Source organism: bacterium (assembly GCA_035529855.1).
Classification (GTDB): Bacteria; RBG-13-66-14; B26-G2; order WVWN01; family WVWN01; genus WVWN01.
The window spans coordinates 32,471-45,558 of record DATKVX010000079.1 but is presented as its reverse complement, the minus strand read 5'-3'; the positions used below and the strand labels follow the sequence as shown (position 1 = coordinate 45,558).

Genomic DNA, 13,088 nt, shown 5'->3' with positions numbered 1-13,088 from the left:
GAGCCGAACCGAGGGACGGTCGAGGTTTTTCCGGCGCCGCCACGGCGAAGAGCACCGACGATGAAAAAGGGCGCTCCCCGGGAGCGCCCTGCGCGCGTCGACGTTTCCCTCAATCGAAGGCCGGCTCCGGCATCCCTAGCCGAACGAGGCCGAGGTTTAAAAAGCCGTTCACGATCTTCAATAGATGCAGCTGGTCGTCGATGTTGAGGGCCTTCGCCATTTCCCGGATGGTCAAGCCTTTGTCCGCGATCCCCAATATCTCTTTCTCGACGCCGGAAAATTCGTAGTCGCCCCGTAAAAGCTCGGCCAAGGGCCTGGTCTCCTTCCGGACGACGAGGTCCACCGACGGTATCCTCTTGCCCAACCGCTTGTAGTCGTCTATCCGTTTGGTAGATTCCATTACGATCTCGGTTACGGATATCGAGACCGTAATGTCCTCGTCCAAGCGGTAGGGCGCGAGCTCGTAGGTGAACGTCCCGTCTTCGATGAGGAACATATCGAACAGCTTTATCTTAATCTTGCGTTGAATAAACTCCACCAGCGTCTCGCGGTCGATGGCGCCCCGATACAGGAGGAACGTGCCGAACCGCGGGCGGTCGGTGCCCATAGCTTCGTACTCCGCTAACGCCGCCTCGAGTTGCCGGCGCGTAATCGCGCCGGCATTTACGAGGTCTTCGCCCAACGGCGCGTACCGTTTGTTGGAATCGGCGTAGATGACGAAGCCGTCGGCGAAGTAGGTGCGATACCAAACGCCGTGCTCGTCGTCCACCGTCAAAACGCACGTGCGCCTCCCCAATTGCACTATCTGGAAGAGGTCGACCAGCGTCAGGTCTCTTATGTTCCCTATGACCGCCATAGAATTCGGACCGCCTTAGTTGGTATAAATACGACCGTTATTTTGGATTATAGCAGCCCGCCCATCAGCGGTCAAGGACGTCGCGGCCCCGCGCCTCGCCGGTAAGGCTTGACCGGCGTGCCGATATCGGTTATATTCTCACGGTAAACGCTCCTTTCTCAAGCTCCCCGAGCGGAGGACAAGAGATGCCAAAAACAAAACCGGCTCTTTCGGCCCGGGCCGGCGCGTTGCCCGCGTCACCCATCCGTAAATTAATACCGCTGGCGGACGGCGCCAAAAAACGGGGCGTCCACGTCTACCACCTCAACATCGGCCAACCGGACCTGCCGTCGCCGGAGGCGTTCCTGAAAGCCCTCGGCGAGTATCCGGCCAAGGTCGTCGCGTACGGCCGCTCGGAGGGCGAGGTGGCGCTCCGCGAAGCCTACCGCGAATATTACGGCCGCTTCGGCCTCGGGCTGTCGCGGGACGAGATCCTGGTTACGACCGGCGGCTCCGAAGCGCTGCTTTTCGCTTTCTTCTGCGTGGCCGGCGTCGACGAAGAGATTCTGGTCCTCGAGCCGTTCTACACCAACTACAAAGGCTTCGCCGCCGTCGTCGACGTCACGCTCAAGCCGCTGGCGACGGAACCGCTCGCCGGTTACCGCCTGCCGCCGCGCGAGGTCGTCGAGGCCGCCGTCGGCCCGAAGACCCGCGCCATAGCCATCTGCAACCCCAACAACCCCACCGGGACCGTTTACGGCGAAGACGAGCTAAGCATGGTCGCCGAGCTGGCCGAAAAACACGACCTCTTTATAATCGCCGACGAGGTCTACCGCGAGTTCGTCTACGACGGCCTGACCCATACGTCGATGTTGAGCATGCCCGCCGTCGCCGACAGGGTAATAGTTACGGACAGCCTCTCCAAGCGGTTCAACGTATGCGGCGCGCGCATCGGCTGCCTGGTTTCGCGCAACGCCGACGTCGTCGCGGCCGCGCTCAAGCTGGGCCAGGCGCGGCTGTCGCCGCCGGTGGTGGAAGAATTCGCCGCCGTCGCCGCGCTCAAACTAGCACCCGAGGATTACGTCCAACCCATGATAGAGCACTTCAGGCGACGGCGCGACATCGTCCACGACGCGGTGACGAAGATGCCGGGAGTAGTGGGTTACAAACCCGCGGGGGCTTTCTACATGGCGCCTGAGTTCCCGGTGGACGACGCCGAGAAGTTCGTCTCGTGGATGTTGACCGATTTCGACCTCGACGGCGCGACGACGATGTTGGCCCCGGCCGCCGGCTTCTACTCGACGCCGGGGCTGGGCCTGCGCGAGGCCCGCATCGCGTACGTCCTCAACGAGGACGAGCTGGCCCTCGCTATGGTTTGCCTGGCCGAAGGGTTGAACCAGTACCCCGGGCGGATTTCGTAAGTGGCCCAACGTAGACAACGCACGATGGAGGGGACTACTTTCGGCGGCGAAAAACTAAACTCCCGTCAAAAAGCCGTTCTGGCCGCTCGGGAAGCGTACGGATTGAAAGCCCGCGACGTCGTAATATTGGACGTTCGGGCTTTTCCGGCGTTGGCGGAATATTTCGTAATATGCACCGGCGAAACGAAACGGCATCTCCGGGGCATCGCGGACCGCTTGGAGGAAGCGGCCGGCGAACACGGCTGCGGCGTACACCACGCCGAAGGGTACGCGCTGGGGCGGTGGGTCCTGATGGACCTCAATAACATCGTCGTCCACATCTTCGACCCTGAGACGCGCGAATTCTACGAACTGGAGCGCCTGTGGGGCGACGCGCCTCAAGTGCCGTACGAGCCGGAAGCGCCGTAGATGGAAGAAGAACTCCGAACACACCTACGTAAGGCCCTCGCCAAGCTCGGCGCCCAGGCCGCCGACGAGGCGGCCGACTTCACGGTCCCCCCCGACCCGAAGCACGGCGACTTGACGACGAACGCCGCATTGGCGCTCGCCAAAGAGCTGGGCGGCGACCCGCGTACGTTGGCCCAGGACTTGGCCGAAGAGCTGCGTAAAGCGCCCGGGGCGGCCGTCGTAGACGTCGCCGGGCCGGGTTTCGTCAACGTCCGCCTGGCCGACGCCGTGATATTCGATTCGCTGCGCGAGGCGCTGGCGCGGGGGGACGATTACGGCCGCGGCGACGAAGGCCGCGGCGCCCGGGTACAAGTCGAGTTCGTCTCCGCTAATCCCACCGGCCCGCTGAACGCCGTTAACGCGCGCGCCGCCGCTTACGGCGACGCCCTCGCCCGCCTCCTGGAGTTTACGGGGTACGACGTCAAACGCGAGTTCTACGTCTGCAACGTCGGTACCCAAATGGACCTGCTGGGGCAATCGGTGCGCGCCCGCCTCGCCGAACTACGCGGCGAAGAAGCGGAAATCCCGGAAGGCGGGTATCGCGGCGAATACGTCGTCGACCTCGCCCGGCGGCTGCACGAAGAAACTGGAATATCGGACGGCGACGACGCGGGTAAAATCGCCGCCGCCGCGGCCGACGAAATCGTCGCCCGGCAGAAGGCGGACCTGGCCGACTTCGGCGTTTCCTTCGACCGCTGGTTCCGCGAGGATTCGCTGTACCCCGCCGACGTCGACGCCGCGCGGCGCCTGCTCGAGGAACGCGGGGCGGTATACGAGAAAGACGGCGCACTGTGGCTCAAGACCACGGCCGCGGGCGACGACGAAGACCGCGTTATCGTCCGCGCCGGCGGCCGGCCTACGTACTTCATGGCCGACATAGCCTATCACCTCAATAAACACGAACGCGGTTTCACGAAGGCGATAGACGTGCTGGGCCCGGACCACCACGGCCACGTTAAAAAGTTATACGCCATGGCGGAATTGCTGGGGATGCCCGCCGGCTGGCTCGAGGTCATCATATCGCAACAGGTCAACCTGCTCGAGCGCGGCGAAAAGGTCAAGATGTCCAAGCGCGCCGGCAGCCTCGTCACGATGCGCGAAGTCATGGATAACATCGGCGTCGACGCGGCCCGGTTCTTCTTTTTGATGAGGACGCCGGCCGCCCACCTCGACTTCGACCTCGAGCTGGCGCGTACCCAGACGCCGGAGAACCCCGTATACTACGCGCAGTATTGCCACGCCCGCGTCGAGAGTATCAAGCGGGAGGCCGGCGCCGAAGCGGCGGCGGCCCCGCCCCAGGAGGCCGACCTGGCGGCGCTGGACCAGGCCGAAGAGAGGTTGCTGGCCCGGGCGATATGGGAATTTCCCAAAGTCGTCGCGGCCGCGGCGGCGCGGCGTGAGCCCCACCGCCTTACGGCCTACGCCACCGCCCTTGCTGCCTTGTTTCATAATTATTATCAACACCACCGCATTCTACAGGCGCCGAGCGAGGCCGCCGTACGCGCCCGCCTCGTCCTCACGCGCGCCGTAGGCCGGACGACGAAAAACGCGCTCCGCCTGTTGGGCGTGAGCGCGCCGTCGCAGATGTAGCCGCGGAATTCGATTAGCGCCCCCGACCCGCGTTAAGACGCGGGTTTTAAATTCGCCCGCGGCTCGGCGAAGACGACGTCGCCGCCGCGGTGGGTAACGCGGCCCGCCGGCCCTTTGGCGCGCCGCACGTGGCGTCGCTCCACGACGACCACCGGGACCACGCCGGCGTGCTTGTCCGACGAGTAAAACGCCGCGAGCGCCGCGGCCTCCTCGAGCGTGCGCCGCGGTACCGCCTTATTCTTATCCGGCCGGCGTACTATAACGTGAGAGCCGTGGGCCTGCTGGGCGTGGAGCCAGAGGTCGTGCGGCCGGGCGTACTCGAACGTCAGCTCGTCGTTTTCGGCCGCGCTCCTGCCGACCAAAATCAGCAGGCCTTCGGAAGATAAAAACCGGCGGCCCGGGCCGGCCTTGGCTGCGGGTTCGCGCTTCGACTTATCCCCCTCATTCGTCGCACCCAACCACGGCTCGAGCTCGACCATACCCATTGCGACCCGCACCCTTTCCAGGTCGTCTCGTACGCGGGCGAGTTCCTCGTCGACGGCCTTTAGGCGCCTAGCCACCGCCGTGACGCCCCGTTTGGCCTTTTTATAACGGGTAAAGAGCCGTTCCGCGTTAACCGCCGGCGAAAGCTCCGGCCTCAACTCGATTTCGATATCCCCTTCGCCGTACGGGTCCGGCAGCGTCGCCGTCGTCGCGCCCTTTCGCACCGCGGCCAGGTTGTACTTGAGCGCTTCCCCCATACGCCGGTACTCGTCGTATTCGGCGTATTCGTCGCGGTTGCGCTCGAGCGCTTTCCGCTGTCGCTCGAGCCTCTTGGCGCCGGCGAGCAAACGGCGCTCCAACCCGTTACGCGCGGCGACGAGTTCCCCGGCGCGTTCGTTCTCGGCGTACGCGAACGCCGCCGCGGCGTTCGTGCTCTCGAAAGGCCGCACGTCGTCGACGCCGACGCCGTCGAAGATATCACAGGTAAAAGGGCGCCATACGCCGTCCGCCAACGCGGCCACCGGCCGAACGTCGTCGCCCGCCGCGGCTCGGGCAAACACGCCCAGCCGCCGCGCCGCGGCCTCGGCGTCGCCGTCGCCTACTATCGCCCGCGCCGCCCACGGCGACATGAACGCGACTTCCCGCGTGAGCGCCCGGGCGTCGCGAGCCGCGGCGTACCGCGATATATCGTCGGCCGAAAGGCTCCCGGACGGCGCCCGCTGCCTACCCTCCGGCCAGGGGTATTTCTCGGCGGTCGCGAGGGGTCGGCCGGATAAAACGGCGGCCACGGCGTCGCCCTCCAAGACGAACAGGCCGCCGGCCCGCCCGAAGAACTCGGCCACTAACCGCCGCCGGCCGCCGCCCCCGGCGAAGTCGAAGACGACGAGGCGGTCGTTCTGCCACTGCTCCGCGGCGACCAGCTCCGCGTCCTCGAAGCCCGTACGGGCCCGCTCGCCGCGGCGCTTGCCCGGGGCGGCGTCGAAAAACATAGCGCCCCCGTCCCGCGGGATTAACGTGAGCACGCCCCGCCGGCCGTCCCGGGTTAAGAGTTCCAACGCGAAGACGCCGGGCGCGGGCCGGTACGCGGACAACGCCCTCGCACCGGCGAGAACGGGCCCCAACTCGGCCAACAGTACTTTCAGCGTTAACTCGTCCACCGTAAATTCGAAACCGGCGCGCCGTTTAGCCTTGACTTTCGCGGGCGGCGTGCCGATAATTATGCGGCTATGGAGGCGTTATTCCAGGCTTTGGACGTCTTCACGTACGGCGCGGCCATAGTGGGCGGCCTGCTGGCCGTACTGTGGATTTATAATAGCACGATTAAGGAACGCCGGGGGATATTGCGGCGCGCCCGCAAGATACGCGACCCGGCGCTGGAACGTCTCGTTAACCAGGGCGCTTTCTTACAACGACTCGGCTTCAGCGCCGCGGCCGTGGCCACCGGGATAGCGATCCTCTGGTTCGCGCGCGGGTACCATAATAAGTACCACGTCAACATCTCCTCCGCGTACTTAATTTTAGCGGGAGTGCTAATAACGTTAGGAACGATCGGCGCTCTGGTCTCTTATATATTCCGACGTAAGGAGTGATAGTATGAAACGGGTTCGAACGTTCGCTGTCGCGTCGCTCGTCTGCGCCGTGGCCCTGTTTGCGGCCTGCGGTAAAAAAGGCGGCGAGGGCGTAAAGTGGTTAACCTCAATGGACGAGGGCAAGGAACGAGCGGTGGACGAAGGCAAAAACCTCGTCGTGTACTATAGCGCGGACTGGAGTAAGATGTCGGAGCAGTTCGAGTACGACGTATTGGAGAACGCCGAAGTCCAGCAGAAGCTCGCCGATTTCGTCGCGGTCCATATTGACTCCGACGTAGACGAGGATACCCCCAAAACGTACGCTGTGGGCGCGTACCCGACGACGATATTCTACACGCCCCAGGGCGAGGAGATAACGCGCGTCGTCGGCGCCGTCACGGCGGAAGAATTTTCGAAACTGGTAGCCGACGTCGTCGCGGGCCGCGTCGAGACGGTACGCGAACTACTGGCGCGGGAAGAGGCGAACCCCGACGACTCGAAGTTGGCGTACGAGGTCGGTACGATGTACGTGGAGACGGGTCGGTACGAAAAGGCGCGGCCGCGCTTCGATAAAATCGTCGCCCAAGACCCCGAAAACGAGACCGGCCTCGCCCCGGGCGCGCTGACCCAAATGGGCTTTATTGACCTGACGGCGCAGCGGGCGGACGACGCCGTGGCCATCTTCGCGGAGGTCGCCGAGAAATACCCCGACGCGCCGGAAACCCCTAAATGCTACGTGTATATGGGAGACGCCTACCAACTGCTGGACGACGGCGAAAACGCCGCCGCAGCGTACCGTAAAGTCGTGGCCGATTACGTCGGCACCCCCGAGGCCGACGAAGCCCAGAAGAAACTCGGCAAGCTGACGATGTTTGAGGACACGGTGGAGGCCTTTACCCAGGGCCCGGAAGCCCGCGAGACGGAATAACCCTTCTACGCCCCCGACTTAAAAGCCGACCTGACGGTCGGCTTTTTATATTTTTGTTTCGAAAACTTTATCGGGCCACGGTGAGGACGGCTCGCGGAGTACAAAATAACGCGGGTTCAGCGGCACGCCGTTTTTCAACACTTCGTAATGGAGATGCGTGCAGCTCGAGCGGCCGGTACTGCCCACGTACGCGACAATCTGGCCGCGTTTGACGCGCGTGCCGGCGCGGATCGCGTTCCTCATATTGTGCCCGTAGCGGGTAACGTAGCCGTTGCCGTGGTCGATCTCGACCGTTAGGCCGTAGTATTCCTCCAGGCCGGCGGCGGTCACCACGCCCCCGGCCGCGGCGACTATAGGCGTCCCGCGCGGCGCGGCCAGGTCCAACCCCCGGTGCATCTCGACGCGGCCCGTAAACGGCGAAACGGTGTTGCCGAAATCGCGATACAACCAACCCTTGCACGGAAGGATAGAGGGGACGCCGGCGAGCGAACCCGGGTCCTCGTCGAAGCGCAGCCGCACGAGCGCCAGGTTCTTTTCCAACCGCGCGACGCGCCGCTCTATACCCTCGAGCGAGGTCCGGCTTTCGGGCGCCCGTTCGGGAAGTAACGCCTCCGGCGGGCTAACTTCCTTTAAACGGTGGCCGTTTACCAAAGTATCGTACTGCCCGGAGACGTCGTCGACTTTGGAATTCAGCTCGCGTATGCCCTTCTCCATTACCTTGAGCTTATAACTCTCTTCGCGATCTCGACGTTCGTACGCCACCAGCTGCGACAGCTTGATGATGTTCTTCCAGTAATCCGAAACCATCAGACCCGCGAACACCAACACCGCGCCGCTCGCAACCAGCAGCGAGACCAGCACGAAGCCGTGGACGAATAAGTTCCGGCTCCGGCCGCCGCCGTGCGGCACTACCATAACGTTTACGCGCCGTCGAGGCGCTTTGCTCGGTTTGGGTTTTTTTTCTTTACGTGCCACAGCGTCGAGTATGTTACCGAAAAATCGCCGTCCCGTCAAGGCCTATCGGCGCGGGGGGTAAAGCGGCCGCCCTTGGCGCGAAGGCGTAATACGCCCACGAAGGCCGAGAGTATCTCGCCCGGCGACAAGTTGGATTCGCCCCGCCGCCGGTTTACGAATTCGGTGGGTACGTCCGCGAAACGGAACCCCCTCCGGTAGAGTTGGTACGCGACCTCGCTCAACACGACGTACCCCGACGCGTCGACGGCGCCCGCGTCGAGCGCCTCCACCGCGGCCCGGCTATAGCACCGGTAGCCGTTGGTGTAGTCGGTTATGGGTATCCGCAAGAAGAACCGCGCGTAGCTGTTGGCGAGCTTACTGAAGAACCGCCTGGCGCGCGGCCAGTTGACGATCCGCGAGGCCGGCAGGTACCTCGAGCCGACGACGACGTCCGCCCCGCGCGCCGCCTCCAAAAAGCGCGGGAGCTCGCCCGGGCGATGCGAATAATCGGCGTCCATCTCGAAAAAAAACTCGTACCCGCCACCCAGACCCCACGCGAGACCGTCGAGGACCGCACCCCCCCGGCCGCCCTTTCCCTTCCGGCGTAAGACGTGCAACCTCCCGGGATAGCGCCGCGCTACCTCCTCCGCTTCCGCGGCGGTGCCGTCGGGCGAGTTGTCGTCAACTACCAGCACGTCCGGGCGCTCCGGCCGGGAGAGCAGCTCGTCGCACAGCGCGCCGATATTATCGCGCTCGTTGTACGTGGGAATAACGACTAATATTTCCGGTGGCATAATGCGGCGCGCGCCGGACACCCCGGGTGGAGCGTACGGCCGCTAAGCGCCATTTAAAACCGTTTCATGAAGTCGTCGAATACGCCGACGACGTACGCCGCGTCGTCGTCGGTGATATTCTGGTGGCAGCCGATGTAAAACCCGCGCGAACCCACGTACTCCGCGGCCGGGAAGTCGCCTTCCCGATACCCCATCCACGCGTACGCCGGTTGTTGGGTGGGTATGCAGCCGAAAGCCGGCCTGGTCTCGACGCCGTGTTGCTCCAGGGACTTCGTAAGTTCGAACCGTTTGAAGGGAGCTTCCGGGCGGACCACGATCGGGTAACAGAGGGGGCTTATCTCTTCGCCCGGGCCCGCGCGGAAGAGCGCGAGGATATCTTCGTACCGGGCCAAATGTTCGTTGAAGTATTCAAGGCGAGCCCGCCGCGCGCGGACGATGTCGTCCATCCTCGCGACTTGCTCGAGGCCGAGCGCCGCCTCCATCTCGTTCATCTTGCTCGAGAACCCCACCCGCTCGAAGTGGAAGCGGATGTCGGTATCTTCGCCGTACTTGTAGCGGAGGGGACAGTAGCTCGAGTCAACGTTCAAAACGCAGACCTTGCAGTCGCAAGCGCGGCCGTGGGCCCGTAGGCTGCGACAAAGCCGCGCCAGCTCGCCGTCGTCGGTTATCACCATCCCCCCCTCGCCGGTGGTCAATATGTGCGCGACGTAGAAAGAGTACGTCGCCATAGCGCCAAAGGTCCCGACGAGGCGGCCGCGGTACCGCGCGCCGTGGGCCTCCGCGGCGTCTTCGAGCAGCGTCAAATCGTGGCGGACGGCCAGCTCCTCGAGCTCGGCTAACGGCGCCGGCCGGCCGAAGTTATGCACCGCGAATATCGCCCGCGTCCGCGGCGTAACCGCGGCCTCGACCGCGGCCGGGTCCAGATTGTAACTGACGCGGTCGACGTCGGCGAATCGGGGCACGAGGCCGGCGTGCAAGACGGCGTTCGCCACCGATATGAACGTCACCGCGGGCACTATGACCTCGTCGCCGCGGTTCGCCCCGCGCTCGAGAAGCGCCGCAACCGCGACGGCGTCGGCGTCGGTCCCGGTCGAAACCGCGACGCCGTATTTCAGGCCGTGGTATGCCGCGAACGCCTCCTCGAATTCCTGGACGAATTTGCCGCCCGATATCCGGCCTCGCTCGAGCGCTTCCATAACGCGCTTTTTGCCGTCTTCGCCCACGGCCACCGTGCCGACCGTAATACGGCGTTCCGGCGTCGGCTTTTTTTCTTCAACCATAGCTGGTAACCCACGCGTCGAAAGTTAGGCCCCGGGCCATTCCGGGATACGCCGGGCCGACGGTTGCCGATATTATAAGGCGGGCCGGCGTTTTCCTCGAACGCGATACGGCCCGGGGAACCGTTTTAATTGACGCTCCGTTTACCCGGTGTTATAATAATACCACAAAAAATCTTTATGTTGCGAGACAAAATCAGAGCCTTCCTCGCCCTCGGCTCGAACGTGGGCGACCGCTTCGCCAACCTCGACGCCGGCGAGGCCGCGGCGGCAAGCGCCCGGGGTATATACCTCGACCGCGCGTCCCCCACGTACGAATCCCCGGCCGCCGGGCCGGGGAAACAACCCGATTTCCTCAACCGCGTCCTCGTCGTCGAAATCTGGCTCGGGCCGCGCGAACTGCTCGAGACGTGCCTACGAATCGAACGGGATCTGGGCCGCAAGCTTAAGGACCGGGAAGGCCCCCGCGTCATCGACGTCGACATCCTGTTATACGACGACTTGGTAATCGACGAACCGGACCTGAAAATCCCGCACGAAGCTTTAAAGGTCAGGCCTTTTTTCTTAAAGCCGTTGATGGACGTCGCCGGCGACGTTATGATACCGGGCGAAGGGGTTTTCACGAGCAACTTATTGGCCGCGCTCGCGCCCTACGAACTCACGTCGTACGAAAAAAAATACTGACGTCTCATGGCCAAAATTACCGCCAACGACATCGTCAAACTGAAGCACGAAGGCAAGCCCATCGTCTGCCTTACGGCGTACGACTTCCCCACCGCGGCGACGGTGGAGGAGGCCGGCGTGGACCTCATCCTCGTCGGCGATACGCTGGGGATGGTGGTCCAGGGCCACGATACAACGCTAACGGTCACCGTCGACGACTTAGTCTACCACCTCTCGATGGTCCGCCGCGCTATTAAGCAGGCTTTGTTGGTTGGGGACATGCCGTTCATGTCTTTTCAGGAGAGCGACGAAAAGACGATGGCCCACGTGGGGAGAATGGTCAAAGACGGCGGCGCCGAAGCCGTCAAGCTCGAGGGCGCCCAACCCGAGACTTTGGCCCGAATCCGAAAAATAATCGGCGCCGGCATCCCGGTAATGGGCCACCTCGGCTATACGCCGCAGAGCGTGCATTACTTCGGCCGCCGCATCGTCCGGGGCAAAACGGCGGCGCAAGCGAGGGTCCTGTTGGAGAATGCCCTCGCGCTCCAAGAGGCCGGATGCTTCGCTATCGTATTGGAGATGGTCCCCTGGCAACTCGCCGGCCTGATATCCCGGGCGTCGCACATCCCCACCATCGGCATAGGTTCCGGCGTCGAATGCGACGGCCAAATCCTGGTCCTCCACGACCTCGTCGGCTTCTACCGCGGCTACAGCCCGAAGTTCGTGCGGAAGCTGGCGGACGTAACGGCCTCCATGCGCGCCGCGGTCCAGGAATACGGCGAGCTGGTCCGCGGGCGTCGATATCCGGCCCAGGAAGAATCCGTGGCCTTGGCCGAAGACGTCTGGGAAGAAATATCCCGGCTCGAAAAGCCCACCGAGGATTAAAACGTGGAAATCTTAAAATCGCCCCGCGAAATGCGGACCGCGGCGGAGGGATTTCGCCGTAGGAATTTCAGCCTCGGCCTGGTACCGACTATGGGGTACTTCCACGAAGGCCACCTCTCGCTTATGCGGCGGGCGCGCGCCGATTGCCGACGGGTCGTCGTGAGCCTCTTCGTAAACCCGACGCAGTTCGGCCCGAGCGAAGACCTCGAGCGCTACCCGCGCGACTTCGAGCGGGACCGCGAGCTCGCCGCGGCGGAGGGCGTGGACATAATATTCGCCCCGGCGACGGAAGATATGTACCCCGAAGGTTACGCCACCTACGTCGACGTCGAACGGCTCACGGACGGGTTGTGCGGCGCGCTAAGGCCGGGCCACTTCCGCGGCGTCGCGACCGTCGTCGCGAAGCTCTTCAACATCTGCCGACCTACGGCGGCCTATTTCGGCCAAAAGGATTACCAACAGGCGCAGGTCATCAAAAAGCTGGCCGCCGACCTGGACTTCGACGTCGAGGTCGAGGTGCTGGCCACCGTCCGGGAGGCCGACGGCCTGGCGATGTCGTCGCGCAACGAATACCTTACGCCGGAAGAACGGCGCCAGGCGACGTGCCTTTTTCGGGCGTTGGCCCGGGCGCAAGAGCTCTTCGCCGCGGGGGAAACGAGGCCGGCGAAAATCGTGGACGAATTGACGGTTACCATAACGGCGCAACCGGCGGCCCGCGTCGACTACGCCGAGGTAATCCACCCCCAAGAGCTGACGCCGGTAACGACGGTGGAAAAGGGAGCCGTGGCCGCCGTCGCCGCTTTCGTTAACGAAACCCGGCTCATCGACAATACCATACTCGGCGAAGAAGACCTCCGAGCTGAGGTAAGCACATGTTGAGACGGTTCCTGGTAGCGAAAATACACCGCGCGACGGTTACCGCGACCGAGCTATCGTACGAGGGTAGCCTGGGGATAGACGAGGACCTTATGGACGCCGTCGGCCTACTGGCGGGCGAGATAGTGCACGTCTTCAACGTCAATAACGGCCATCGCCTGGAGACATACACCATACCGTTACCGCGCGGTTCGAAAGATATAACGCTGTACGGCGCCGCGGCACGTTTGGGCCAGGTGGGCGACCGCCTCATCGTCCTGGCCTACGGTCTGGCGGAAGAGCCCCCGACGCCCCGTAAAATCGAGCTCGACGAAAATAACGATGTCGTATCGCCGCGTGAATAAATCAGGGGGCCGGAGGACTACGG

14 protein-coding genes are annotated in these 13,088 nt (G+C 63.6%); 9 read left to right on the top strand and 5 right to left on the bottom strand.

Annotation, left to right across the window (positions count from 1 at the left end):
* Positions 1-109: 109 nt before the first annotated feature.
* Complete coding sequence (locus tag VMX79_08525; GenBank protein HUV87143.1) at positions 110-856, bottom strand: DUF4388 domain-containing protein; 747 nt, start codon at positions 854-856, stop codon at positions 110-112.
* A 185-nt stretch (positions 857-1,041) separates the two neighbouring features.
* On the opposite strand from VMX79_08525, the gene VMX79_08520 reads away from it, so the two are divergent.
* The 3 genes from VMX79_08520 to argS are packed head-to-tail and all read left to right on the top strand — an operon-like array spanning position 1,042 to position 4,293.
* On the top strand, positions 1,042-2,256 hold the full coding sequence (locus tag VMX79_08520; protein ID HUV87142.1) for a pyridoxal phosphate-dependent aminotransferase: 1,215 nt from the start codon (positions 1,042-1,044) through the stop codon (positions 2,254-2,256).
* Entirely contained in the window at positions 2,257-2,664 is a 408-nt protein-coding gene (rsfS, locus tag VMX79_08515) for a ribosome silencing factor (protein ID HUV87141.1), read from the top strand. It abuts the gene before it with no gap.
* On the top strand, positions 2,665-4,293 hold the full coding sequence (gene argS / locus VMX79_08510) for an arginine--tRNA ligase (GenBank protein ID HUV87140.1): 1,629 nt from the start codon (positions 2,665-2,667) through the stop codon (positions 4,291-4,293).
* A 32-nt stretch (positions 4,294-4,325) separates the two neighbouring features.
* Here the strand turns inward: argS and VMX79_08505 are convergent, their stop codons facing one another.
* Complete coding sequence (locus VMX79_08505) at positions 4,326-5,933, bottom strand: NFACT RNA binding domain-containing protein (GenBank protein HUV87139.1); 1,608 nt, start codon at positions 5,931-5,933, stop codon at positions 4,326-4,328.
* 69 nt (positions 5,934-6,002) lie between these two features.
* Here VMX79_08505 and VMX79_08500 point away from each other — a divergent pair, with 69 nt between their 5' ends.
* Complete coding sequence (locus tag VMX79_08500) at positions 6,003-6,365, top strand: hypothetical protein (protein HUV87138.1); 363 nt, start codon at positions 6,003-6,005, stop codon at positions 6,363-6,365.
* Between the two features lie 4 nt (positions 6,366-6,369).
* Positions 6,370-7,272: a thioredoxin fold domain-containing protein gene (locus VMX79_08495; protein ID HUV87137.1), complete on the top strand. Its 903-nt coding sequence runs from the start codon at positions 6,370-6,372 to the stop codon at positions 7,270-7,272.
* Between the two features lie 45 nt (positions 7,273-7,317).
* Here the strand turns inward: VMX79_08495 and VMX79_08490 are convergent, their stop codons facing one another.
* The 3 genes from VMX79_08490 to VMX79_08480 all read right to left on the bottom strand — a co-directional run bounded on the left by VMX79_08490 (position 7,318) and on the right by VMX79_08480 (position 10,300).
* On the bottom strand, positions 7,318-8,187 hold the full coding sequence (locus VMX79_08490; protein HUV87136.1) for a M23 family metallopeptidase: 870 nt from the start codon (positions 8,185-8,187) through the stop codon (positions 7,318-7,320).
* Positions 8,188-8,282: 95 nt separating this feature from the next.
* Positions 8,283-9,020, bottom strand: coding sequence for a polyprenol monophosphomannose synthase (locus VMX79_08485; protein ID HUV87135.1), 738 nt, complete (start codon positions 9,018-9,020; stop codon positions 8,283-8,285).
* A gap of 53 nt (positions 9,021-9,073) precedes the next feature.
* The gene (locus VMX79_08480) at positions 9,074-10,300 is read right to left on the bottom strand and encodes a DegT/DnrJ/EryC1/StrS family aminotransferase (GenBank protein HUV87134.1); all 1,227 of its coding nucleotides are present in this window, start codon (positions 10,298-10,300) and stop codon (positions 9,074-9,076) included.
* Between the two features lie 177 nt (positions 10,301-10,477).
* On the opposite strand from VMX79_08480, the gene folK reads away from it, so the two are divergent.
* Genes folK through panD form a run of 4 tightly spaced genes read left to right on the top strand, consistent with a single transcriptional unit; the run spans position 10,478 to position 13,065 of the window.
* Complete coding sequence (gene folK, locus VMX79_08475; GenBank protein HUV87133.1) at positions 10,478-10,981, top strand: 2-amino-4-hydroxy-6-hydroxymethyldihydropteridine diphosphokinase; 504 nt, start codon at positions 10,478-10,480, stop codon at positions 10,979-10,981.
* A 6-nt stretch (positions 10,982-10,987) separates the two neighbouring features.
* On the top strand, positions 10,988-11,845 hold the full coding sequence (gene panB, locus VMX79_08470) for a 3-methyl-2-oxobutanoate hydroxymethyltransferase (GenBank protein HUV87132.1): 858 nt from the start codon (positions 10,988-10,990) through the stop codon (positions 11,843-11,845).
* Between the two features lie 3 nt (positions 11,846-11,848).
* Complete coding sequence (gene panC / locus VMX79_08465; protein HUV87131.1) at positions 11,849-12,724, top strand: pantoate--beta-alanine ligase; 876 nt, start codon at positions 11,849-11,851, stop codon at positions 12,722-12,724.
* Complete coding sequence (panD, locus tag VMX79_08460) at positions 12,718-13,065, top strand: aspartate 1-decarboxylase (GenBank protein ID HUV87130.1); 348 nt, start codon at positions 12,718-12,720, stop codon at positions 13,063-13,065. The genes panC and panD overlap by 7 nt, the downstream gene beginning before the upstream one ends.
* Positions 13,066-13,088 lie beyond the last annotated feature (23 nt).

Excerpts from the sequence above, each read along its gene's own strand:
- VMX79_08525 (HUV87143.1), bottom strand. The coding sequence starts at position 856 with ATGGCGGTCATAGGGAACATAAGAGACCTGACGCTGGTCGACCTCTTC.
- VMX79_08520 (HUV87142.1), top strand. The coding sequence starts at position 1,042 with ATGCCAAAAACAAAACCGGCTCTTTCGGCCCGGGCCGGCGCGTTGCCC.
- argS (HUV87140.1), top strand. The coding sequence starts at position 2,665 with ATGGAAGAAGAACTCCGAACACACCTACGTAAGGCCCTCGCCAAGCTC.
- VMX79_08500 (HUV87138.1), top strand. The coding sequence starts at position 6,003 with ATGGAGGCGTTATTCCAGGCTTTGGACGTCTTCACGTACGGCGCGGCC.
- VMX79_08495 (HUV87137.1), top strand. The coding sequence starts at position 6,370 with ATGAAACGGGTTCGAACGTTCGCTGTCGCGTCGCTCGTCTGCGCCGTG.
- VMX79_08490 (HUV87136.1), bottom strand. The coding sequence starts at position 8,187 with ATGGTAGTGCCGCACGGCGGCGGCCGGAGCCGGAACTTATTCGTCCAC.
- VMX79_08485 (HUV87135.1), bottom strand. The coding sequence starts at position 9,020 with ATGCCACCGGAAATATTAGTCGTTATTCCCACGTACAACGAGCGCGAT.
- VMX79_08480 (HUV87134.1), bottom strand. The coding sequence starts at position 10,300 with ATGGTTGAAGAAAAAAAGCCGACGCCGGAACGCCGTATTACGGTCGGC.
- folK (HUV87133.1), top strand. The coding sequence starts at position 10,478 with ATGTTGCGAGACAAAATCAGAGCCTTCCTCGCCCTCGGCTCGAACGTG.
- panB (HUV87132.1), top strand. The coding sequence starts at position 10,988 with ATGGCCAAAATTACCGCCAACGACATCGTCAAACTGAAGCACGAAGGC.
- panD (HUV87130.1), top strand. The coding sequence starts at position 12,718 with ATGTTGAGACGGTTCCTGGTAGCGAAAATACACCGCGCGACGGTTACC.